This window comes from Aurantiacibacter suaedae (assembly GCF_005434915.1).
GTDB lineage: Bacteria > Pseudomonadota > Alphaproteobacteria > Sphingomonadales > Sphingomonadaceae > Alteraurantiacibacter > Alteraurantiacibacter suaedae.
Genome location: NZ_SKCG01000001.1, coordinates 246,451 through 268,065, shown reverse-complemented (window position 1 = coordinate 268,065; position 21,615 = coordinate 246,451). Strand labels below are relative to the sequence as shown.

The 21,615-nt window shown below is 63.1% G+C and carries 20 protein-coding genes and 1 tRNA gene; 6 read left to right on the top strand and 15 right to left on the bottom strand.

The annotated features are described in order from the left end of the window. Positions 1-44: 44 nt before the first annotated feature. Positions 45-1,454, bottom strand: coding sequence for an adenosylhomocysteinase (gene ahcY, locus E0473_RS01280; protein ID WP_241657278.1), 1,410 nt, complete (start codon positions 1,452-1,454; stop codon positions 45-47). Between the two features lie 181 nt (positions 1,455-1,635). Here ahcY and E0473_RS01275 point away from each other — a divergent pair, with 181 nt between their 5' ends. Then, a complete protein-coding gene (locus tag E0473_RS01275; protein WP_137679056.1) occupies positions 1,636-2,115 on the top strand; it encodes a peroxiredoxin in 480 nt (159 codons plus the stop codon). Positions 2,116-2,194: 79 nt separating this feature from the next. Here the strand turns inward: E0473_RS01275 and E0473_RS01270 are convergent, their stop codons facing one another. From E0473_RS01270 to E0473_RS01250, 5 genes are all read right to left on the bottom strand, one after another. Further along, entirely contained in the window at positions 2,195-3,487 is a 1,293-nt protein-coding gene (locus tag E0473_RS01270; RefSeq protein WP_137679055.1) for a UDP-N-acetylglucosamine 1-carboxyvinyltransferase, read from the bottom strand. A 43-nt stretch (positions 3,488-3,530) separates the two neighbouring features. Further along, positions 3,531-4,136: a GTP cyclohydrolase I FolE gene (gene folE, locus E0473_RS01265; RefSeq protein ID WP_137679054.1), complete on the bottom strand. Its 606-nt coding sequence runs from the start codon at positions 4,134-4,136 to the stop codon at positions 3,531-3,533. Then, positions 4,136-5,716 carry a phospholipase D-like domain-containing protein gene (locus tag E0473_RS01260; protein WP_137679053.1) on the bottom strand — a complete coding sequence of 527 codons (1,581 nt, stop codon included), beginning with the start codon at positions 5,714-5,716 and terminating at the stop codon, positions 4,136-4,138. Before E0473_RS01260 ends, folE begins: the two co-directional genes overlap by 1 nt. A 56-nt stretch (positions 5,717-5,772) precedes the next feature. After that, positions 5,773-6,258 carry a hemerythrin domain-containing protein gene (locus E0473_RS01255; RefSeq protein WP_137679052.1) on the bottom strand — a complete coding sequence of 162 codons (486 nt, stop codon included), beginning with the start codon at positions 6,256-6,258 and terminating at the stop codon, positions 5,773-5,775. A 169-nt stretch (positions 6,259-6,427) separates the two neighbouring features. Next, positions 6,428-8,896 carry a TonB-dependent receptor gene (locus tag E0473_RS01250; RefSeq protein ID WP_137679051.1) on the bottom strand — a complete coding sequence of 823 codons (2,469 nt, stop codon included), beginning with the start codon at positions 8,894-8,896 and terminating at the stop codon, positions 6,428-6,430. 404 nt (positions 8,897-9,300) lie between these two features. Here E0473_RS01250 and E0473_RS01245 point away from each other — a divergent pair, with 404 nt between their 5' ends. Beyond that, entirely contained in the window at positions 9,301-9,495 is a 195-nt protein-coding gene (locus E0473_RS01245; protein ID WP_137679050.1) for a hypothetical protein, read from the top strand. Between the two features lie 114 nt (positions 9,496-9,609). On the opposite strand, the gene E0473_RS01240 is transcribed toward E0473_RS01245, so the two are convergent. Beyond that, a tRNA-Arg gene (locus tag E0473_RS01240) sits at positions 9,610-9,686 on the bottom strand. A gap of 47 nt (positions 9,687-9,733) precedes the next feature. Beyond that, a complete protein-coding gene (locus tag E0473_RS01235) occupies positions 9,734-10,111 on the bottom strand; it encodes a (deoxy)nucleoside triphosphate pyrophosphohydrolase (protein WP_277751495.1) in 378 nt (125 codons plus the stop codon). Positions 10,112-10,219: 108 nt separating this feature from the next. Between E0473_RS01235 and E0473_RS01230 the strand changes: the two genes are divergently transcribed. Together E0473_RS01230 and E0473_RS01225 are read left to right on the top strand one after the other, a co-directional pair. Beyond that, on the top strand, positions 10,220-10,405 hold the full coding sequence (locus tag E0473_RS01230) for a Flp family type IVb pilin (RefSeq protein ID WP_137679049.1): 186 nt from the start codon (positions 10,220-10,222) through the stop codon (positions 10,403-10,405). 94 nt (positions 10,406-10,499) lie between these two features. Continuing rightward, entirely contained in the window at positions 10,500-10,679 is a 180-nt protein-coding gene (locus tag E0473_RS01225; protein WP_137679048.1) for a Flp family type IVb pilin, read from the top strand. A 60-nt stretch (positions 10,680-10,739) separates the two neighbouring features. On the opposite strand, the gene E0473_RS01220 is transcribed toward E0473_RS01225, so the two are convergent. The 4 genes from E0473_RS01220 to E0473_RS01205 form a co-directional block, all read right to left on the bottom strand. Further along, positions 10,740-12,239 carry a M48 family metalloprotease gene (locus E0473_RS01220; protein WP_137679047.1) on the bottom strand — a complete coding sequence of 500 codons (1,500 nt, stop codon included), beginning with the start codon at positions 12,237-12,239 and terminating at the stop codon, positions 10,740-10,742. Between the two features lie 126 nt (positions 12,240-12,365). Further along, entirely contained in the window at positions 12,366-13,319 is a 954-nt protein-coding gene (locus E0473_RS01215; protein ID WP_137679046.1) for an acetyl-CoA carboxylase carboxyltransferase subunit alpha, read from the bottom strand. 10 nt (positions 13,320-13,329) lie between these two features. After that, positions 13,330-14,223: a tyrosine recombinase gene (locus E0473_RS01210; RefSeq protein ID WP_137679045.1), complete on the bottom strand. Its 894-nt coding sequence runs from the start codon at positions 14,221-14,223 to the stop codon at positions 13,330-13,332. Continuing rightward, positions 14,223-16,094, bottom strand: a complete 1,872-nt coding sequence (locus E0473_RS01205; protein ID WP_137679044.1) for a hypothetical protein — start codon at positions 16,092-16,094, stop codon at positions 14,223-14,225. The genes E0473_RS01210 and E0473_RS01205 overlap by 1 nt, the downstream gene beginning before the upstream one ends. A 214-nt stretch (positions 16,095-16,308) precedes the next feature. Between E0473_RS01205 and E0473_RS01200 the strand changes: the two genes are divergently transcribed. Both E0473_RS01200 and aroB read left to right on the top strand, forming a co-directional pair. After that, a complete protein-coding gene (locus E0473_RS01200) occupies positions 16,309-16,890 on the top strand; it encodes a shikimate kinase (RefSeq protein WP_137679043.1) in 582 nt (193 codons plus the stop codon). Continuing rightward, complete coding sequence (gene aroB, locus E0473_RS01195; protein WP_137679042.1) at positions 16,869-17,987, top strand: 3-dehydroquinate synthase; 1,119 nt, start codon at positions 16,869-16,871, stop codon at positions 17,985-17,987. The genes E0473_RS01200 and aroB overlap by 22 nt, the downstream gene beginning before the upstream one ends. A gap of 6 nt (positions 17,988-17,993) precedes the next feature. Here the strand turns inward: aroB and E0473_RS01190 are convergent, their stop codons facing one another. The 3 genes from E0473_RS01190 to E0473_RS01180 all read right to left on the bottom strand — a co-directional run bounded on the left by E0473_RS01190 (position 17,994) and on the right by E0473_RS01180 (position 21,414). After that, positions 17,994-18,518 carry a DUF421 domain-containing protein gene (locus E0473_RS01190; protein ID WP_137679041.1) on the bottom strand — a complete coding sequence of 175 codons (525 nt, stop codon included), beginning with the start codon at positions 18,516-18,518 and terminating at the stop codon, positions 17,994-17,996. A 37-nt stretch (positions 18,519-18,555) separates the two neighbouring features. Then, entirely contained in the window at positions 18,556-19,899 is a 1,344-nt protein-coding gene (gene gorA / locus E0473_RS01185; RefSeq protein ID WP_137679040.1) for a glutathione-disulfide reductase, read from the bottom strand. A 75-nt stretch (positions 19,900-19,974) separates the two neighbouring features. Further along, positions 19,975-21,414 carry a DEAD/DEAH box helicase gene (locus tag E0473_RS01180; RefSeq protein WP_137679039.1) on the bottom strand — a complete coding sequence of 480 codons (1,440 nt, stop codon included), beginning with the start codon at positions 21,412-21,414 and terminating at the stop codon, positions 19,975-19,977. Positions 21,415-21,615 lie beyond the last annotated feature (201 nt).

The following is a 21,615-nucleotide window of genomic DNA, read 5'->3' as shown; positions in this document are numbered from 1 at the left end:
TGCAAGCTGCCCGCGGGGCGCAACCCCCGATCAATAGCGCCCGGTCAATAACGATAGTGCTCGGGCTTGAACGGGCCTTCCACCGGCACGCCGATGTAATCGGCCTGCTTCTGGCTGAGCTTGGAGAGCTTCACCCCAAGCTTGTCGAGGTGCAGCGCCGCCACCTTCTCGTCGAGGTGCTTGGGCAGCACGTAGACGTCGTTTTCATATTCGTCGTGCTTTTCCCAGAGTTCCATCTGCGCCATCACCTGGTTGGTGAACGAGCAGCTCATCACGAAGCTGGGGTGACCGGTCGCGCAGGCGAGGTTCACCAGACGGCCCTTGGCGAGCACGATGATTTCCTTGCCATCGGGGAACTTGACGAGATCGGTGCCCGGCTTGAGTTCGCTCCACTCGTAGTTCGAAAGCGCCGAAATCTGGATCTCGCTGTCGAAGTGGCCGATGTTGCAGACGATCGCCATCGGCTTCATCGCCTTCATGTGATCGGCGGTGATCACGTCCTCGTTGCCGGTGGTGGTGACGAAGATGTCGGCGCGGGTCACCGCGTCTTCCATCGTGGTCACTTCAAAACCTTCCATCGCCGCCTGCAGCGCGCAGATCGGGTCGATTTCGGTGACGAGCACACGCGCGCCGCCGTTGCGAAGCGACTGCGCCGAGCCTTTGCCAACGTCGCCATAGCCGGCAACGCAGGCGACCTTGCCCGAAAGCATCACGTCGGTGGCGCGGCGGATCGCGTCGACCAGCGATTCGCGGCAGCCATAGAGGTTGTCGAACTTCGACTTGGTCACGCTATCGTTCACGTTGATGGCCGGGAACGGCAGCTTGCCCTGCTTGGCAAGGCTGTAAAGGCGGTGGACGCCGGTGGTCGTCTCTTCCGAAACACCGCGCAGGGTCTTCACCGTTTCGGTGAGGTAACCCGGCTTCTTCGCAAGGAAGGCCTTGAGCGAGCGCTGGAATTCAATTTCCTCAGCATTGGCCGGGGCCGGCAACTCCTCGCCCGCTTCGACACGCGCGCCCCACAGGGCGAACATGGTGGCATCGCCGCCATCGTCGAGGATGATATTTGCGGTATGGCCCGAGCCGTCCTTGTCCCAGTCGAAGATCTCACCGACATAGTCCCAGTATTCCGCGAGGCTCTCGCCCTTCACCGCGAACACCGGAATATCCTGCGCGGCGATGGCGGCGGCAGCGTGGTCCTGCGTCGAGAAGATGTTGCAGGTGGCCCAGCGGACCTCGGCGCCGAGAGCGGTCAGCGTCTCGATCAGCACAGCGGTCTGGATCGTCATGTGCAGCGAGCCGGTGATGCGCGCGCCCTTCAGCGGCTGCGCAGGGCCGAATTCCTCGCGCGTGGCCATCAGGCCCGGCATTTCGGTTTCGGCAATGGCGATCTCGGCCCGGCCATAGTCGGCCAGAGCAATGTCCTTGATGATATAGTCGTTCTTTGCGTCAGCCACGCGCACTTCTCCTGTCATGTGGGGATGAGCGCCGCCGGGGCTCCGCGCGGCACAAGGTGTGGGGAGCCATAGGGCCGCGCGAAGACGAGGTAAACCCTCCTCCCTTGCGCAAATCATGACTCGCAACCGCTCGGCTGTCTTCCTATGTCTCGCGTGACCCTCACCAGGAAGGATACCTGACATGACGATTTCCCAAGGCGACAAGATTCCCGACGTGAAACTGGTCAAGGCGACCGCCGATGGCCCCGATGCCGTGCAATCGAGCGAGTTCTTCGCCGGCAAGAAGGTGGCGCTGTTCGGCGTACCCGGCGCTTTCACACCCACCTGCTCGGCCAAGCACCTGCCCGGCTATGTCGAAAAGGCGGCCGATCTCAAGGCCAAGGGTATCGACGAGATCGCCTGCCTCTCGGTTAACGACGCGTTCGTGATGGGCGCATGGGGCAAAGATGCCGGCTCCGACGATGTTACCATGCTGGCCGATGGCAGCGCCGACTTCGCTACTGCGCTCGGCCTCGATGCCGATTTCTCGGGCTATGGCATGGGCACACGTGCGCAGCGTTTCTCGATGATCGTCAACGATGGCGTGGTCGAAGAGCTGAACGTCGAAGGCCCGGGCGAGTTCAAGGTTTCGAGCGCGGAGCACATGCTCGGCCAGCTCTGAGGCAAATTCGTAATGAAAAAGGGCGGCGCTCCAACCGGAACGCCGCCCTTTTTCGTGCCACAACGGCAGTAGAATCGGTTCAATCGCCCCATTCGACATCGACGCCAAGCGAATCGATGTTCTTCACGAAATCGGGATGCGCACGGCGGATCGGATCGGCATCGAGAATGGTGCTCTCGCCATCGATGCTTGCCGCCACCATCAGCATCGCGATGGCAACACGGATGATGTAGGGGCTGGTCACCGTTGCCGGCACCAGCTTCTCGCCGCCGAAGGTGATCAGGCGGTGCGGGTCGCACAGCAAAGTGTGGGCACCGAACAGCGACAGTTCGGTATGCCAGGTCAGCCCGCCTTCGTACACCTTGTTCCAGAACATCACCTGCCCTTCGGCCTTCACGCCGAGCGCGATGAAGATCGGCAGCAGGTCGGCCGGGATATAGGGCCAGGGTGCGGCTTCCACCTTCACGGTGAGGTGCGAGGTGAAGTTGTCTTTCACGCTCAACCGCTCGGGCGCTTCCATGCGCGACCAGCCATCCTTGTGTTCGACATGGGCGCCGAACTTCTCGAACGTGCGGTCGATCAGCATGAAATGCTCGGGGCAGCCGTTGCGCACCGAAATATCGCCGCCTGTCACCGCCGCCAGTGCGAGGAAGGTCGCAACCTCGTGATAGTCGTCGGCGAAGGTGTAGTCGACGCTGGTGAACGTAGGCTCGCCCTCGATGCTGACCATCGAGGTGCCCTTGCCCTTGATCCGCGCGCCCATCTTTTCGAGGAACGCGCACAGCTCCTGCACATGCGGTTCGCACGCGGCATTCACGATCTGGCTGGTGCCCTTGGCATTGAGCGCCGAGATGATGAAGTTCTCGGTGGTCGTCACCGAAGCATATTCGAGCCACATGCGGGTCGCCTCGCCCGCGCCGCGCTGGCGGAACACGATGTGGCGGCCTTCGGACGACACCTCGGCCCCGAAGTTGCGGAACACCTCGACATGCGGATCGATCTCGCGCGCGCCGAGCGTGCAGCCCTTCACCTCATGCTCAAGCCGCGCCTCGCCGAGCCGCGCGAGCAGGCCGGGGATCATCATGATCGAGGCCCGCATCGCCTGCGGCAGGCTGGCCCGCGCGCTGGAGGAAATGGTCGAGTGATCGATGGCGAAGGTCTTGGCTGCCTTGTCCCACTCCACCGTGCTGCCAAGCTCGGAGAAAAACGCGTGAATGCGCGTCACATCGGTGATCTCGGGCACGTTGCGCAGCATGATCGGCGCGTCGCTCAGCAGCGTAGCGCAGAGCACCGGGAGCACCGCATTCTTGTTGGCCGATGGCTCGATCCGTCCGCTCAGCTTTTGCCCGCCGCGAACTCGCAATGCCGTCATTCTCGTATGTCCTTAACTTGATCTGCGACGCAGCCAGCGCGCATCAATAGCCCATCAGCTTGAGCACTTCCTCGCGGCTGCGATGGTCCTTGCGGAACAGGCCCATCACCCGGCTCGTCACCATGCTCACGCCTTGCGTGCGCACGCCGCGCGCCGACATGCAGGCATGGCTCGCCTCGATCACCACGGCCACGCCGCGCGGTTGAAGCTCATCCTGAATGCACTGGGCGACCTCGGCCGTCAGCCGTTCCTGAATCTGCAAGCGCCGGGAATAGCCGTGCAGCACGCGCGCCAATTTCGAGATGCCCACCACCTTGTCGGTCGGCAGATAGGCGATCGCCGCCTTGCCGATGATGGGGGCCATGTGGTGTTCGCAGTGGCTCTGGAACGGAATGTCCTTAAGCAGCACGATCTCGTCATACCCGCCGACCTCGTGGAACACACGCGAAAGATGAACGCGCGGATCTTCCTCGTAGCCCTGGCAATATTCCTTCCATGCCCGCGCCACGCGCGCCGGGGTGTCCGTCAGGCCCTCGCGCGTTGGATCGTCGCCCGCCCAGCGGATGAGCGTGCGGATAGCTTCCTGAACGTCTTCGGGAACCGGCAGCTTGCTATTGCCGACCGTCTCTTCTTCGTGATTGCAACTCATCAATCGACCTGGCGTATCCTTCTCAGCCGGGCTCTTCCCTTGGCTCTCGCTTTCGCCAATAGGCTCCCGCGACGGAAAAGGCCATTCCTCGCCGGGACTATCGTGAACACATCCCCCGGCTCCTCCGGGTCGAGCGTCTCTCGCAAGGCCATGTCGCGCGTCGTCTGATCCGGCGGTGTGGGATGAAATGGGCGCAGATGCCGCCGTTGCAAGCCTTCGCCGCGCTGGTTGATTCCGGCAATCATTGCCGCCATCGACCCATAGGTCGCCAGAAGGGCCGGCACAGCCTCTTCCGCCATGCCGCAGTGCTCGGCCAGTAGCGAGTGACGCAACCGTTCGATCTGCCCCGTGACATGATCGTTTCCGGGCCGGTTGGAATCGATGAACACATCGCACTCCGAATCAAGCCCCATCGACCGGTTGTTGAAGTTGGCCGAGCCGATTCGGAGCAATTCATCGTCGACGATCATCAGCTTGGCATGAACGTAAATCGGCTGATCGTCGGTATAGGGCACGTAAAGATGAAAGGCATGGTGCTTGTCGAGTTCGTTGAGTGCGGTGACAAGTTCCGCACGGGCCGGGTCCATCGCCTGACCCTCCACCCAGCCATCGGCGGAGTGGGGATGCACAACGATGATCTCGGGCGGGTCAGACTCGGCCAGTCTCTTCGCAATGGCCTCGCATACGGCGCGGCTGGCGAAATACTGGGTTTCGGCATAGATGAAGCGCTTGGCGCTGGCGATCTGATCGCAGAACAGCTGCTCCACCTCGTGGACTTTGGGCATACCGTCATGCTCGGCCCGGGTCCGCGCAATGCCAATTTCGACATTTTCGAAATGCGCTTCCAATCCCTCGGGCCAGGCGCTTTCTTCGCTTTTCTCTGACGGCTTGAGCGGCTTGCCACCTGCCGTAATCCAGCGTTGGCGACCAAGATCCTCCAGCGCTCCGGCAACATCGCCTTCCATCAGCATGGTTACGTCGTGCCATGGGGTGTACAGAGAACCGCCCGGCAGCTTTCGCTCAGGATCCTCGGTCTCATGCGCCCGCGTGTCCCAGCGGCCGCCGGTCATGTCGATCCCGCCGCATACCGCGAATTGCTTGTCGATCACCACGATCTTCTGGTGATGGCTGCACCCTACCGGATGCGCGGTATCGAACTTGAAGTCGATCCTGCGATGGCGCGCCCAGCGCACCAGATCAAACAGCATTGCCCCACGCGTCGCCAGCGAAAAGACCGAGTAGCTCCACTTGAGGATGCGTACCTCAAGCCCGGGTCGATTGCGATTGAGCCACAGGATAAAGCTGCCCAACCGCGAAGGGAACGACCGGTCGAACGGACGCTGATACCAGCGTCGGCCGCGGGTGAGGTGAATGCGGGTGTCGAAATCCCACCCGATCAGCATGATGCGCTGCTTGGCCTGCAACATAGCCTGCTGGACGAGGTCGAAATACTCCTCGCCATCGACTGCAACGCGCACGCGCCGGGCCTTGGCGTAGCGCCAAACACCCGGCTCAACCGAACTGTCGTCGAACTCGTTCAGCTTGCTTTCCGCCTCAGCCGTACCGCGCGCCATCGGCATGATTGCTCCTGTTAGCGCCGAGGCGCGATGTTGCCGTTCGCGTTACGGCAGAAGCGCTATTCCTTGGCGTCTTCCGCTTTCTCGGGCGTCACATCCGCATCGGCCTTCTCGGCTTCCTTACGCCGATCGAACACGGATTGCATATGCTCGCGGTCCTCGTCAGTGAGATATTTCTCGAAATCGGGGAAGTGATCTTCCTCTTCCTCGTTGATATGGTGGCGATAATCGTGATCGAGCTGCTTGAACTTGGCCATCCATGCCGAGGACGACATGTCGGTGGCGGCAAGATCGTTAAGCGCTTCCTCGATCTCGTGATGCTCAGCCACCGAATGGCGGGTCTCATCGGTGGTATCGGGCTTGCGCAGCATGGTGGAATAGAGCGCCTGCTCTTCGGCGGAGGCATGGCTCTTCACTTCCTTTGTGAACTCTTCGAGCAGGCTCTGGCGGTCCTCGCTTTCGCCGTGCGTCTGCGCCATTTTCTCGAGCAGATCGCGGTGTTTGTCGTGGTCGCGCTTAAGCCGCGCGAAGATGTCGTGTTCCATAAGGTCTCTCCTGTAACGGATGGTTATAGGACAAACACCGTTTCGCACGGTCCGTTCCTTCCGCAGCGTGGGGCTTGGGCAAAACCGTTAATGTGGAAACAAGCCGAAACGGGGCGGCGACACATGTGCCGCCACCCCGCCAAGCTGATTAGCTTTTCAGATCGGCCGATTAATAGCCCAGAACCAGCGACACGCTCGCGGCACGCGGGGCGCCCATCTGGACAAAGGGCGTGCCGGTCAGACCGCCACCGAAGCCGCCGACATAGAACTCGTCGAACAGGTTGGTGATGTTGAGCTGCACAGCCATATCGCCTTCGCCGAGCGGGTTCTGGCCGATGGTGTAGCGCAGGTCGAGGTCGACCAGCGTGTAGGCATCGACGATGCCGTTGTTCACCAGCTCCGGATCCTCGTTCGTATCGTTGAAGAACCGCTCGCCGGTGTACTTTACCTGCGCACCCAATTCGAAGCCGCCGAACGACACCTGGCCGCGCGCACCGAACATCAGATCGGGCGTGCCGCTTTCGCGGTTGCCGGCGGTGTTCAGCACGTCGCCTTCGATTTCGATGTCGTCCTTGATCTCCGATTCGTTGATCGAGCCGAAGACGTAGAGCATCGTGTTGGGCGTGGGCGTGAACGCAACCGAGGCATCGAGGCCGTATTTGTCCACCTCGCCGAGGTTGCGGTAGATCGTCTCGTCAAGGATCGGATCGTAGGAGGTGGCGAGGCGGTTGTTGTACTTGGTGTACCACCCGGCAATCTGCACCTGCACATTGCGCGTCTGGTAGCGCAGGCCGAGGTCGAAGGTGTCGGTCGTTTCCGGATCGGGGCGGGTCTCGTCGACGTCGGGCAGGTAGAAGCTGTCATACAGCGGATCGGTGCCCGGTACCGACAGGCCCTTCGCATAGTTTGCAAACACCTGCGCGTTGTCGCTGAACGAGTAGACCAGACCGGCGCTCGGCAGAACCTTGTCGTATTTGTAGGTACGATCGGTCGGGCCGACGTGATCGGGGTTTGCTTCCTCATAGGCGGTGGTGTCCTGATTGCCCAGGCAATCGACAAAGCCAGCGGCCGAGGTGGTCCAGCAATACTGATGCAGCTCGCGGCTGAAGAACGGGGCGCGGAGGCCCAGCGTCACCGAAAGGTCTTCGTCGAAGAACAGGCCGCGATACTCGCCCGAGATCTGATGCAGGATCGCATAGGACTGGCGGTTGCGCTTGTTGAGGGCGAAGCCGTCCGAGGTGTACTGCGGATTGTTGATCGCGAAGACATCGGCGATCTCACCATTCTGCAACGCCAGCGAGGTCTGGCCGGTCTGGCGGTGGTTGGCGCGGTCCCAGGTGTAGGCGATGCGCGCGCGGTGCTGGTCGTTGATCTCCCAGTTCAGCGACGAAATGATGGTGAAGCGATTGGTACGCGTCTGGCTCGGATCGTTGCCGGCCACTTCGTCGAGCAGGTCGCCGTCGCCGTTGAGATCCATGCCGTAGTAGTATTTGCCGCTGATGAAGCCGGTGTAGTTCACCCCGTCGACATCGCGGAAGCCTTCGATCAGCTCCTCATCGCCGCCGCCATTGGCCTTAACGTACTGGTAGGTCGGGTCGATCGTCAGCACGAGGCCTTCGGCCAGCGTAAAGCGCGACGAGCCGCGGATGTTGCCGGTGTTGGAGGGGTTGTAGCGGCGGCTGAATTCCGCGCCGCAGCCGTTTACCTCATCGGCCACACCCGGGGTGGGGGTGGTGATTTCGCAGGGGAAATCGACCGAATCGAGAACGTTGAAGCGGTCGCTCTTGCGGCCTTCGTCGATAGCGCTCTGGATTGCGCCGGCGCTGACCGAACCGAAGAAGTTGTTGCGGTTCTGGTTGTAGTGCCCGGCAACCGAGACGAAGTCGCCATTGGAGCCCAGCTCCTGATAGATGCGCCCGTTAAGCTGGATCTTCTCGACTTCGCCGTAGACGTTGAACGGGTTCTCGTAGGTCGTGTAGCTGGCCGAAGCGAAGGCAGTGGTGCCAGCGCCGGTGAAATCGCCGCTATCGACCATGCCGAATGCGCGCCAGAACGGACGATCCCCCGCCCCGTCGGCCAGGACGTTGCCGTAGCTGCCGGTGGCGGTGATGCCCATGGTGTCGCTCGGGCGGCGGGTGCGCAGGTTGATTGTGCCGCCGGTGGCCGAAGCGGTCGGGCTGTCGATGTCGGTCACGCCGAGATTGACGCTGATCTCGCCGATGATTTCCGGATCGACCTGCTGGTTGGTGTAAAGGGCATAGTTACCCGAATCGTTGAGCGGAATGCCGTCAAGCGTCTGCGACACACGGTCGTCGGAGAAGCCGCGAATGGTGAAGCTGCCGCCCGAGGAGCCCCACGGATCGTTGTTCTGAAAGCTCACGCCGGGCACCAGGTTGATGATGTCGTTGGCGGTCTGGCCAGGGCGCTGACGGCGGATCACCTCTTCGGTCAGCACCTGCTTGGCGCGCGGCGTTTCCGGCAGGTCAACACCGCCGATCGCGGTGTCGATAGCGCCAATAACGACGATCTGGTCATCGAAATCCTGCGAGCCGGTCGACTGCGCCGCGGCAGGCGAACAGATTGTGGCGGCGGCAACGAGGCTGCCCGCGCTGGCGGTAAGAAGATATTTCAGTTTCATCGAAGCGTCCCTTTTTCGTGCTTCCGCGGTTGGCGGCGCCGATAAAGCGACGGAGAGACAGAATTGCGTCACTTACATGACAAGATCGTTACAATAGAAATCACCAACCGCCCGACACGTGCCCGCTAAGTCTCGAAGGTGTTAGCTTTCCGCCGATTTTCTGAGCTGCGCGCCCGACGCACCCTACACTCCGGCAAAAAGACGATCCCGGCGGGTTTTGCTGCAGTGCGACATTTATGCATCACGGTTGAGGGCGATCTCAGCCGCCTGCGAATACCGGGGCGGGTTTCTTCGCGGCAGTCTCCGGTTTGCTCTGCATGGATTGCTCTGCATGGATTGGCGAAAGGCAGTGCCAGCTTCATCGGCGAAAATGAACCAATCGGTCTGCCGATCGTTACCTTGTCATGAGCACGAACCCGCAACCCGAGCCCGAATTTCCCACCCCGCAGGCACCGCCGGAAACGCCGCCCGCCCCGCCCGAGCGGCGCGAGCCGGTGCCGGAGCGGCCCGATGAGATCGAACCGGTAACACCCGATATCGACCGCCCGGATCGCAGCCCCGATGAAACGCCGCCCGATCGCGTGGACGACGTCGCCTAAGCGCGATCCTGTTCGAGCCGCGCCACGGATTCATAGTCTCCAATGGTGCACAAAAAACAGACTTAGCACGCCCCGAGGGGCGCAGCTGGAAACACTAAGTCTTGAAGGGAAAAATGGCGCACCCGGAAGGATTCGAACCTCCGACCACCTGATTCGTAGTCAGGTACTCTATCCAGCTGAGCTACGGGTGCGCTCTGGAGGCCGGGCAAATACGGAGCGATGTTCCGCTTGGCAAGCCCTAATCCGACATTCTTTCCACAAACTGGCGATCCATGGGTGCCAAAGCCAGTTTCTCAGCCTCTAAGCGGGAGAACCAGCCCCAGTGCTGCCCCTCCCGTCCCTCAGGCGATCCGCTCCAGCGGGTGGCTCTATAAAGCATCAGGATAACCGGCGGGCTCCCTTCCCGCGCTTCCTCGGCGAGCAGCAGAGCCGTGCAGTCGGCTGGATCGACCCCAATGGCGAGTTCCTCGGCAATCTCGCGCGCGAGCGCCTCTCGCGGTGTTTCTCCGCTATCGACCTTGCCGCCGGGAAACTCCCACAAGCCGCCGTGGTGCTTTTCAGCGGGGCGCTGCTGAAGCAGGATCCGACCCCTGTTGTCGATCAGGGCAAGCGCCACGACGGGTATCCAAGCAGCACTAGAAACCTTCATCTGGGGCATCACTAATCATTCGTTAGAGCTTTTCTGACACTACCGGCCTCGACACGCCTGCGAAAGGGGACCTCCATGGCAGCCTGGACATTTTTCAAGCGAGTCATGGTTGATCGCTCTGCGGCTACGGCCGTGGAATATGGCCTGATTATCAGCCTGGTCGTGCTTGCGATGATAGCCGCTCTAAAAGGCGTCGCCGATGTCACGGTGGACATGTGGGGCGACGTGCGAAGCGAGGTTGTCAATGCCAGCGCCGATTAGCTTTTTATCAAGCATTCATGCGTAAAATCCCGGCATCCGGATGGGAAACCAGCTGGATCGGGTACCGAAGACTTCGAAAACTTAGGAGACAACCATGACCTTCTTCAACAAGCTCGCCCGCGACGAAGCTGGCGCCACCGCAATCGAATATGGCCTCATCGCCGCCCTTATCGCCGTTGCCGCGATCACTGCGATGAATGCTCTGGGCGACCAGCTCTTCGCCGTTTTCAACGAAGTGAACACCGAGATGGGCGGAACCGCCGCCACGCAGTAATTCTGAAGTGCAGCAGGGATTCGGGGCGGCGGGGAAACCTGCCGCCCCTTTTCTTTGGGTTCAGTTGGAGCGAACCACGATCTTGTACTGCTGGCCCGGCACAAGCATAGCGTTACCCGATAGCCCGTTCAGCACGCGGAACCGCGCCTCCTGCCCATCGGCATAGGCCATCCGCCGCGCAAGCGTAGCCACAGTATCGCTGCGCTGCGCGGTCACCACGTCAACCCGGCGCGGGACCACGGCATTGGCCTCGCTCGCATTGATCCGGCGCATCGAGTTGAACATCTCGTTGAACACCCCGGCCTGCCCTGCAGGCGTGATGGCCTGGAAATGGAACGCCTGATTTGGCGCGAATTCATAGGCGAACACGGTCACGTCGATCTGCTGCTGACCGTTGTTGACCCGTGCCATGCCATAGGCCGCAGTCAAACCGTTCACTGTCGTTCGCTGGATCGAGGCCGGGGCCAGGTTTGCGTTCTGGCCGCCAATCGCCTGGAACACCGAGCGGATATAGCTATCGAGATTGCCCGAGAAGGCAGCGGTGGTCATCTGCGCCTTGCCAGCATCGCCGTTGATGCTCACGGCCCTCGTCCCGTTGACCATGTAAAAACCTTCAGGCGCGGTGAAGCTCAGCCGCAGTTCGGGATGAATGAACTGCCGCCCTTCGATAATTCCTTGCGCCGGATCGTCGCCATACATCAGCCCGTCGATATTATTGAGGAAGCTGTCGCGGTTGACGACGCCGGTGCGGTTGCCTGCCAGTTGCATCGCATACTGCACGCGGCTCGCCGGATCGGGGTGAGTGCTGGCCCATTCAGGGATTGTTGCGTTGGCGCGCCCCTGCAATTGCGCATCGAGCGCGTTCTGCGCCGCCAGGCTGGAAAGCAGCGAGGCCATGGCGTGCGGATCATAGCCGGCCGATTCGAGGTACTGAATGCCGAGCTCGTCGGCCTCTGTCTCCTGACTGCGCGAATAGCTCAGCGTCAGCATTTGCGAGCCTTGCACCGCCCCTTGCGCGATGGTGTTGCCCAGTGCGCTGTTGCCAAGCAGGACCTGGCTGAGGATCGCAATGCCCAAGCCGCCAAGCTGATTGCGCTGCGCCGCCGCTTGCCGCCTCGCCGAATGGCGGGCCGCAACGTGGCCGACTTCGTGGCCGAGCACGGCGGCAAGCTCGGCCTCGTTGTTCATCAAGGTCACCAACTGGCGCGTGGCATAGACATAGCCACCCGGCACCGCGAAGGCGTTGTTTACTGAAGAGTTGAGCAGCGTCACGTCGAAGGCGGTCGGGCTGGTGGCCAGCCCTGACTGGACGGCGATGTTCTGGCCGACCTGCGACACATAGCGCGCCTGCGGCCCCGACATCTCGCCGCCGAATTCGGCCACGAACTGTTCGTGGTATTCCGCACCCTGCTGCGCTTCGGCCTGCGTAATCGGCGAACCCGGCGCGATATTTGCCCCTGGAACGGAGGCGCAGGCGGCCAGCGCCAGCGAAGCGCTGGTTGCCGCAAGCAGGCCTTTGATGCGGGTGGACAAACGAACTGCGCGAACGCGGTGCGACATGTGACGATGCTCCTCATGGGACAAGAGGAAGCACGCGTCGCTCTTGCCAGATCCCTACCTGATGACGGCTTGCCGGTGCTGCTATTCGCAGCTTAGCAAGCGTCCTAAGCCAAACAGCCTAGCGTCTCAGAGGTTCCGGCCGATGGCGAGGAAGCGTTCCTCGCGCTGCTTGCGCAAGGTGTTGGCATCGAGCTTCGCAAGGCTGTCGAGTTCGGCGACGATCGCATCGGCCAGCGAGGCCACTGCGGCCTCAGGATCGCGCTGCGCGCCGCCGACCGGCTCGGGCACAATCCGGTCGATCACGCCAAGCTCGGCAAGATCCTGCGCGGTGAGCTTCATCGCCTCGGCCGCATCGGGGGCCTTTTCCGCCGTGCGCCACAGGATCGATGCGCAGCCTTCGGGCGAAATCACCGAATAAACTGCGTGTTCGAACATCAGCACCCGCTCGGCGCTCGCCAGCGCCACCGCACCACCCGAACCGCCCTCGCCCACGATCACCGCCACCATCGGCACGCCGAGCGCGAGGCAGGCTTCGGTGGAACGGGCGATGGCTTCGGCCTGACCGCGCTCCTCGGCCTCGATGCCGGGGAAAGCGCCCGATGTATCCACCAGCGTCACCACGGGGAGGCCGAACTTGTCGGCCATTTCCATCAGGCGGATCGCCTTGCGATAGCCTTCGGGCTTGCCCATCCCGAAGTTGTGTTCGAGCCGGCTGACGGTGTCATTGCCCTTTTCGTGCCCGATCAGCATCACCTTGCGCCCGCGCAGGGTGGCAAGACCGGCCATGATCGCACGGTCATCACCGTAAAGACGATCACCGCCCAGCGGCATGAAGTGATCGAAGCCGAGGCTCACGTAGTCGCGGAAGTGCGGACGGCCGGGATGCCGGGCGACCTGTGTCTTCTGCCATGGCGAGAGCCCGGCATAGGTGCTGGCCAACAGCTTGGCGCTGCGCGTTTCGAGCCGTGTCAGCTCGCGCGAGATGTCGACGTCACCGTCTTCCCCCGCTGCGGCGCGCAGCTCGGCAATCTTGTTTTCAAGGTCTGCGACCGGCTTTTCGAATTCGAGGTAAGCTACCATAAAGGCCGCGCTAGCTCGACCTTCCCTCGCCCGCAAGAGGATGACGTGCGTTTACCAGAGCCACGAGCCGCGCCGCATCGACATGCGTGTAAATTTGCGTGGTCGAAATATCGGCATGGCCGAGCAGCGTTTGCAGCAGCCTGAGGTCCGCACCGCCTTCAAGCAGATGGGTGGCAAAGGCATGGCGCAGCACGTGCGGGCTGACCTTGGAGGCGTCCAGCCCTGCCCGCGCGGCCAGCTCCTTGATCAGCTGATAAAGCCTGATTCGGCTGAGATAGGCATTGCGCGAGGGGAACAGATACTTCGATCCTTGCGGGCGCACCTCCAGCCAGCGCGACAGGGCGTTGCGCGCGCGACTAGATACCGGCACCATCCGCGCCACCCCGCCCTTACCCACCAGCGACAGGAACGGCGCATCGCGCGGCACGGCGGATAACGGCAGTGACACCAGCTCGCTCGCGCGCAGGCCTGAGCCATAGAGCAATTCGACCAGCGCCAGCATCCGAATCGCTGCCGGGCTGTCGCTCGCCGCTTCCTCTTCCAGCACGGCGAACAGCTTGGCCACGTCCTCATGCGAAAGCAGCTTCGGCAATGGTCGGCGCGTTTGCGGGCGGGCCAGCGCGGTCGAAGGGTCATCGTCGCGCCAGCCTTCGTCCACGGCGAAGGCGAAGAACTGACGTAGCGCCGAAATCCGCCGCGCCACCGACGAGGGCGCCAGATGCGCCCATTGTCCAGCCAGTCGCGCAAGTTGCTCGCGCCCGGCTGCACACAGATCGCCGACCGCTTCTTCGCTTGCGCGCAAGTCACGGCCATAGGCGTCAAGCGTGTTGCGGGTCGCGCCGCGCTCCGCCGCGAGCATATCGAGGAAGGCCGCAACCGCGCCGGAGGCAGCGCGCGTCGCCATCAGCCGCGCGCGACCGCTTCGGCCGCGATCATGCGCGCCTCGGCAGAAAGCCCGACCTGATCGAGCGCGCGCACAATGGTGTAGAGCTGTCGCGGCGTCATTCCTGCCCAGGTCTGGCCCTGCATCCCGACACCGGCAAGCAGAGCCACCAGCGCGGCATTGTCGGTGGCCGCAGCCCGCTCGATCTTGGCGCGCCATGGGCCGGTGCGATCGAGTGAAGTGCCGAGGTTGCTGGCGATATTGCGCGCGTCACCGTCGCTCAAACGGCCAAGCCCCGCCAGCCCCGCCAGCAGGAACCGGGCCTTGCGATCGCTCACGTCGGCAAAGTTCTCCACTGCGCTGGCTGAAACCGAGGCACTCCCCGCAGGCCGCGCCAGCGATAACAGTGCCCAGCCCAGCGAGCCATCCTCGACCACACCGCTCCAGCGCATGGCGTTGCGATCGAGCCCGGCGGTAAGCATCGAGGCGATCAGCTCGCCCGCATCGTCTTCCAGCGCTTCGGACGGCTCGATCCGCGCGGCGGCATAGGCGGTGAGCACCTGCGAGCCATAGCCGGGGTTGGCTGTCCACAGACTGCGCATGGCCGCGATCCGTTGAGCCACATCGGCGGCAGCATAGGCCGCGCGCAACTGGCGCGCCGGGTCCTTGGCACCGGCATCGTAAAGCTCGCTGGCGTAGAGCAGCGAATAGAGATCGACCATCGCCGCAGCCGAAAAGATGCCGCGCTCCGCCGCGACGTTGGCGGCTTTGATACGGTCGAGCAGCGGGCTGGCAGGTATCTGCACCTCGGCAATGTCGAGTTCGGGTTGCTGGCCAGGGCGGCGCAGGCTTTCGGGGATGTCCGCCCCCAAGGCGCGGGCAAGGCCGAAGCGCCAGGGGGTGAGGTCTTCGACCCCGTCCCACTCGATATTGACGGCGCGCCGCCCTTCGCCCGCAGCCCCGGCGAAACGCTGCGCAAGCCGCACGTCGATGGTCGGGGCCATTTGGGTGCCGAGCACCTTTTGCAAGCGCCGCTCCCCACTGCGGACCTGTCCGTCGTAGGCGAGGCAAAGGCCCTGGATCATCTCCCACTCGCCATCCTCGCGCAGCAGCGGCTGAAGCCGCGCCACCGGGCACATGCCCAGAATGTCGCCGGTGGCGAGATAGCTTTCCATCGCCGCATCGGCGAGCGCGCGGTTGTAGTTCGACCCATCGACATCCTGCACCAGCGCGCGGGCCACCGTCTCCTCGCCCATCGCGTTAAGCGCAGAGGCGCGCATGGCGGCAAAACCCGCCGGGTCCATGCCCTCAGGCGCATCGAGCCTGCTCGCCAGCACGCGCCGCAGCAGGATATGCCCCCAGCGCGAAATCATCGGGCCTTTGGCCGCCTGCAGCGCGGCCTCGACCAAGCGAGCGGGCTGACCGGCGAAGCTGCGTGAGTGGAAGCCACCCTCCGCGCTCGACAGCACGCCCACCTTCTCCATCGAGCGGCGGGCACCGGGCGGAATATCGTATTTGGGCGTGAGGCCGAGGACCTGATCGATTTCGTCGGGTTCCATCGCCTCCAGCTCGGCCAGCGAAGGGAAACCATCGGGCAAGGCCACCCTGCTTCCCCGTGCGGCAGGTGGTTCTTCGCCAATGCCGGGCAGGGGCTGGATCACCGGGGTCGAACTCGAACCGCTATTTCCGCTCGCACCCGGCGCCGGGCCCGGGCTTGGGGCGGGGTTGCCTCCGGATGCACGCGGCGTCGGCGTAGGCGCAGGGGGCGGCGGAGGTGGTGGAGGCGCGTTGCCGAAGCCGGGCGGCAGCAAATCTTCGGGCGCAGCCAGAGCAAAGGTGGCCGAGGTGCAGGCCAGCGCCACGCCCGCCAGCAAGAGAACCGAACGCTTCATCGCGTCACCTCCGAGGGCCAGTCCACCGGCTGCGAAATTTGCCGCATTTCCTGTTGGCCGCCATCTATCCACGCCACCAGGGCCAGGACGAGAGCCAACACCGCAATCACCACCAGGGCACTCATTCCGCCACGTCTCACTCTTGTGCAGTCCCGTATCGCCGACAGTCGGCACGCTTGCGCCAGCGGTTAGCCTATCTATAGGCCATGCGGCAATGACCAAGCCACCTGCCCTTCCCGATAGCGAGAGCCGAAAGGCGCTTGTCGCGCGCCTTACACGGCCTGTGGTGCTGGTCGGCATGATGGGCGTGGGAAAGTCCTCGGTCGGCCGGCGGCTCGCCGCGGCGCTGGACATGCCCTTCTACGATGCCGACGACGAAATCGAGAAAGCGGCGCAGATGCGCGTGCCCGAAATTTTCGAGCAGTTCGGCGAAGACTATTTCCGCGACGGCGAGCGGCGCGTGATCGAACGGCTGCTCGATCAGCGCCATGCTGTGATCGCGACCGGAGGCGGAGCCTTCGTGCAACAGCAGACGGCGGACATGATTCTCGAGCGCGGGATCGCGATCTGGCTCGATGCCGATCTCGAAACGCTGCTCGAACGCGTCAGCCGCAATGACAACCGCCCCCTTTTGCGAGGGGGCAACAAGCGCGAAATCCTTGCCCGGCTGAAGGCCGAGCGCGAGCCATCCTACGCCCGGGCGCCGATCAAGGTGACCAGCGGCAAGGGGCCGCATGGCGAGGTGGTCGCCCGCATTCTGGAGGCTTTGAAGACATGGCAGACGTTGGCGCAGTAATTCGGGTGCAACTGGCTGGGCGCGCCTATGACGTGCGTGTGGGCGAAGGTCTGCTGGGCGATTTTGCCGCGCACTGCGGCACGCTGCTGCGCAAGAAAGACGTGCCGATCATCACCGATGCCAACGTATCGCAGCACTGGCGCGAAACGGTAACGGTCTCGCTGATGGAGGCGGGCTACACGCCGCATTTCCTCGTGCTCGATCCCGGCGAGGCGGCCAAGAGCTGGGCCGGCCTTGAAGGCGTGGTCGAGTGGCTGCTCGGCAAGGGTGTTGAGCGCGGCGATCATATCGTGGCGCTGGGCGGCGGTGTAATCGGAGACCTCACCGGGTTTGCTGCCAGTGTGCTCAAGCGTGGCTGCGGTTTCATCCAAATTCCGACCACCCTCCTCGCGCAGGTCGATTCGTCGGTGGGCGGGAAAACCGCGATCAATTCGAAGCAGGGCAAGAACCTCATCGGTGCCTTCCACCAACCCGCTCTGGTGCTGGCCGATACCGGCGCGCTGGCCACCCTGCCCCGCCGCGAAATGCTCGCGGGCTATGCCGAGGTGATCAAGTACGGCATTCTGGGGGACCGTAATTTCTTCGACTGGTGCGAGGCAAATGGGGCAAAGGTCGTCGATGGCGATCGCGTTGCCCTTGCTCTCGCGGTCGAGAAAAGCGTGGCGGCTAAGGCCCGCATTGTGGCCGAGGACGAGCGCGAAACCACCGGCACTCGCGCTTTGCTCAATCTCGGCCACACCTTCGGCCACGCGCTTGAGGCGGAAACGGGCTTTTCCTCCTCCCTGCTTCACGGCGAGGCGGTGGCGCTGGGCATGGTGCTGGCGGCGCGCTACTCCGCGCGGATCGGCAACATTAGCGAGGGCGACGCATCGCGTGTGGCCAAGGCCATCGCCGCCTCGGGCCTGCGCAGCGAAATTTCGGGCCTTGGACTAACCTGTTCGGGCAAGGATCTTGCCGCTCATATGCTGCACGACAAGAAGATGGATGCAGGCACCCTGCCCTTCATCCTCCTGAAGGGCATCGGCGAGGCCTATCTCGACAAGAGCGTGGCGATGGACGACGTTGCGGCGTTCCTGTCAGAACAACTCGGCGGCTGACCGCAGCTATTCCTTCCCCTCGCTATCCGAGAGCATCGGCCCAAGCGCACTGCACTCGATCGCAGGCCTGTTGGCAAGTACGCTGAGGGCACCGTCCGTCTCCAACACGACGGCGGCAACATCTTCAGTGCGCCCGTGGCCCTTCTTGCGAATCGCGGCGAGTATCTCTCCCTCCGTAACCCGTTCATCGCGCATGGCCTGTGCAAGGAACCGGCCATCGCGGAAGATCAGACGCGCGTCGGAGCGGATCAGCCGTTTGAACCACCCGACCCGCATCGAAAGCCATGAAACGATGAACTGCAGAACCACCAGCACGGCAATTGCGGCAAACCCTTCGGACAGGGAAATGTCCTTCAAGATCATCGTGGAGGCCAAGATCGATCCCAGCGCAATCGTGACCACGAAGTCGAAAACATTGAGCTTCGCCAGCGAGCGTTTGCCCGCCAGCAACAGCACCACGATGATCAGCGCATAGATACAAAGACTCGTAAGCCCAATCTGCGCAATGTCTTTCCAGCTATCGAACCACATACAGGCCCAACGCGCCAGGGCAGGAGATGGCCCCGCGCTATTTCAGCAGCACCAGCTCTTCCGACATGCTGGGATGCAGCGCCACTGTGTCGTCGAAAGCCTGCTTCGTCAGACCCGCCTTGATCGCCACGGCGGCGACTTGCAGGATTTCCGGCGACTCCGGCCCGATCATGTGGATGCCGAGGATCTTGCCCGAGGTATCGTCCACGATCATCTTGTAGAGGCCGCGCTCGACATGGTCTGAAAACAGGTTCTTCATCGGGCGGAAGTCCGAGGTGTAGACCTTCACCCCTCCATATTGGCTGCGGGCCTCGGTTTCGGTCATGCCAACGCCTGCCAGCGGCGGCTGAGTGAAAACGGCGCTGGGAATGTTGTCGTAGTCGATGGTGCGCTTGTTGCCGCCGAACAGGCTGTCGGCAAAGGCGTGGCCTTCGCGGATCGCGACCGGCGTGAGCTGTACACGGTCGGTCACGTCGCCCACCGCATAGATGCTTTCGCAGCTTGTCTGGTTGTATTCGTCGACCTTGATTGCGCCGTTCTCGGCCAGCTCGACCCCGACGCTTTCTAGGCCAAGCCCCTCGCTGTTGGGCTTGCGTCCGGTAGCGATCAGCACCTGATCGGCGCGAATGGGATTTTCCGTTCCGATGTGGACGAGCAGACAGTCGCCATCGCGCTCCACCTTCTCGATCTCACAGCTCATGCGGAAGTCGATCCCGCGCTCCATGGCGATGTGCAGCATCCGCTCGACGATCTGCACATCGTAGCCGCGCAGCACCTTGTTCGAACGGTTGATGACCGAAACTTCGGAGCCGAGCGCGTTGAAGATCGAAGCGAACTCCATCGCGATATAGCCGCCGCCCTGGACCACCAGAGACTTCGGCTGTTGCTCAAGGTGGAACACCTCGTTCGAGGTGATGCACAGATCGTTGCCGGGGAAGTCGGGCACCGAGGGCCAGCCCCCGGTGGCGATGAGGATCGTGCCGGCGGAGACTGTCTTCCCGCTTGCCAGCTTCACCTCGTGCGGCCCGGTGATCGTCGCGCGTTCGCGGAACAGTTCGACTTCGTGGCTCGACAGCGTGTTGCCGTAGAGGCCTTCGAGCCGGTCGACATCGGCCATCACGAAGCTGCGCAGCGCGTTCCAGTCGAATGTCGCGCCTTCGATGGTCCAGCCATACTTGTCGGCATGGCCCAGCTCTTCGGCGAACATCGAGCCGTAAACGAGCATCTTCTTGGGCACGCAGCCCCGGATGACGCAGGTCCCGCCGATCCGGTGCTCTTCGGCGACCGCGACCTTCGCGCCGTGGCTGGCGGCGATGCGCGATGCGCGCACACCCCCGGACCCAGCACCGATGACGAAAAGGTCGTAGTCGTAGTCGCTCATGATGTGGCCCTATGCTGCTATCTCGCGGAGCAGGCCATATGAGGACTAGATGGCAGAATTGGAAGGCGCAGCGGCTTAGCCGCGGCCGCGCTGGCCTCCGCCGCCGCCCTGACCGCCACCGCCACCACGGCGACGACGCGAGCCGCCACCGGGGCGACCCTGTCCGCCTTGGCCACCTTGACCGCCCTGCCCGGCAGGACGGCTCTGACCACCACCCGCACGCTTCTGACCGCCCGGCTTGCCTTGGCCCGGCTTGCCCTGCGCCCGGCCACCACCGGCGGAGGCACCGCGCGGCTTGGGCGCAACGCGCTGGCGCTGCTGCTTGGGCGCGGGCTTGGTCGGCCCGACACCTTCGACCACAGCGCGGAAATTCTCCGGCAGCGGCAGGCGCTCGAACTCGGCGTCGGTCGTCTTGCGAATATCCTTGAGGTAAGCGCGTTCGTCCTCGGCACAGAAGGCAATCGCCACGCCATCGCGCCCCGCACGCGCGGTGCGGCCGATGCGATGGACATATTGCTCGGGCACGTTGGGCAGCTCGTAGTTGATCACGTGGCTCACGCCGGGGATGTCGATCCCGCGTGCGGCAACGTCGGTCGCTATCAGTACCGGCACCTTGGCGCTGCGGAACTCCTCAAGCGCGCGCTGGCGCTGGGGCTGGCTCTTGTTGCCGTGGATCGCATTGGCGCGAATGCCGTCCTGCGCCAGCTTCTTCACCACGCGGTCGGCGCCATGCTTGGTGCGGGTAAAAATGAGTACGCGCTCGATCTTGGTCGGCACCTCGTAACGGCCCGAGAGGATCAGCCCGAGCAGCGCCTGCTTCTCATCCTGCTGGACCATCAGCAGATACTGGTCGATCCGTTCGGCAGTGGTGCTTTCGGGCGTGACCGAGACCTGCGCCGGGTTCTTGCAATAACCGCTCACCAGTTCCTTGATCTGCGAAGGCATGGTGGCCGAGAAGAACAGCGTCTGCCGATCCTTCGGCGCAATGTCGCGGATCTTGCGCAGGGCGTGGATGAAGCCGAGGTCAAGCATCTGGTCCGCCTCGTCGAGCACCAGAATTTCAAGCCCCGAAAGGTTGAACGCCTTCTGGTCGATCAGGTCGAGCAAGCGGCCCGGCGTCGCGACCAGAATGTCGGTGCCCTTGTGCAGCTTGTTGCGATCCTTGTTGACCGAAGTGCCGCCGACGATCGAGTGAACTTTGAGCCCGGCCAGCGCGCCATAGTCCTCGGCCGACTGGGCGATCTGCCCGGCCAGCTCGCGGGTGGGCGCAAGCACCAGCATCCGGCACGACTTGAACGGCACGCGGTTGTCGCTCTTGCGCAGGTTGTCGATGCTCGGGAGCATGAAGGCGGCGGTCTTGCCGGTGCCGGTCTGCGCAATGCCGAGCAGGTCGCGGCCCTCGAGCACGGGCGGGATCGCCTCCTGCTGGATCGGTGTCGGCGTGGTATAGCCCTTCATGTCGAGCGCCTGAAGAACAGGCTGCGACAGGCCGAGCTGGTCGAAAGTGGTAGTCATAGAAAAAACTCGCATAGAGTGCGAAGGCGCGCAGCCATAGGGGCGCGCACTCGCGGAGGTAAGGAACCGCCCGCGTGAAATGGGAAGCTTTGGAATCAGAACCGAAACGCGGCCGGGGCGAGCTATCGCCTGTTCACGCTGCCATGCGTATCGATGTGCGGCGTGTGGCCGCTGCAACGCAAAAAGTCAATTTGTTTCGCG

Bases quoted from the DNA above. Each gene is read 5' to 3' on its own strand.
- E0473_RS01245 (WP_137679050.1), top strand. From the start codon at position 9,301: ATGAGCACGAACCCGCAACCCGAGCCCGAATTTCCCACCCCGCAGGCA.
- E0473_RS01230 (WP_137679049.1), top strand. From the start codon at position 10,220: ATGGCAGCCTGGACATTTTTCAAGCGAGTCATGGTTGATCGCTCTGCG.
- folE (WP_137679054.1), bottom strand. From the start codon at position 4,136: ATGAGTTGCAATCACGAAGAAGAGACGGTCGGCAATAGCAAGCTGCCG.
- E0473_RS01190 (WP_137679041.1), bottom strand. From the start codon at position 18,518: ATGTGGTTCGATAGCTGGAAAGACATTGCGCAGATTGGGCTTACGAGT.
- E0473_RS01205 (WP_137679044.1), bottom strand. From the start codon at position 16,094: ATGAAGCGTTCGGTTCTCTTGCTGGCGGGCGTGGCGCTGGCCTGCACC.
- E0473_RS01270 (WP_137679055.1), bottom strand. From the start codon at position 3,487: ATGACGGCATTGCGAGTTCGCGGCGGGCAAAAGCTGAGCGGACGGATC.
- E0473_RS01250 (WP_137679051.1), bottom strand. From the start codon at position 8,896: ATGAAACTGAAATATCTTCTTACCGCCAGCGCGGGCAGCCTCGTTGCC.
- E0473_RS01260 (WP_137679053.1), bottom strand. From the start codon at position 5,716: ATGCCGATGGCGCGCGGTACGGCTGAGGCGGAAAGCAAGCTGAACGAG.
- gorA (WP_137679040.1), bottom strand. From the start codon at position 19,899: ATGAGCGACTACGACTACGACCTTTTCGTCATCGGTGCTGGGTCCGGG.
- E0473_RS01180 (WP_137679039.1), bottom strand. From the start codon at position 21,414: ATGACTACCACTTTCGACCAGCTCGGCCTGTCGCAGCCTGTTCTTCAG.
- E0473_RS01275 (WP_137679056.1), top strand. From the start codon at position 1,636: ATGACGATTTCCCAAGGCGACAAGATTCCCGACGTGAAACTGGTCAAG.
- E0473_RS01210 (WP_137679045.1), bottom strand. From the start codon at position 14,223: ATGGCGACGCGCGCTGCCTCCGGCGCGGTTGCGGCCTTCCTCGATATG.
- aroB (WP_137679042.1), top strand. From the start codon at position 16,869: ATGGCAGACGTTGGCGCAGTAATTCGGGTGCAACTGGCTGGGCGCGCC.
- E0473_RS01255 (WP_137679052.1), bottom strand. From the start codon at position 6,258: ATGGAACACGACATCTTCGCGCGGCTTAAGCGCGACCACGACAAACAC.
- E0473_RS01225 (WP_137679048.1), top strand. From the start codon at position 10,500: ATGACCTTCTTCAACAAGCTCGCCCGCGACGAAGCTGGCGCCACCGCA.
- E0473_RS01200 (WP_137679043.1), top strand. From the start codon at position 16,309: ATGACCAAGCCACCTGCCCTTCCCGATAGCGAGAGCCGAAAGGCGCTT.
- E0473_RS01215 (WP_137679046.1), bottom strand. From the start codon at position 13,319: ATGGTAGCTTACCTCGAATTCGAAAAGCCGGTCGCAGACCTTGAAAAC.
- E0473_RS01220 (WP_137679047.1), bottom strand. From the start codon at position 12,239: ATGTCGCACCGCGTTCGCGCAGTTCGTTTGTCCACCCGCATCAAAGGC.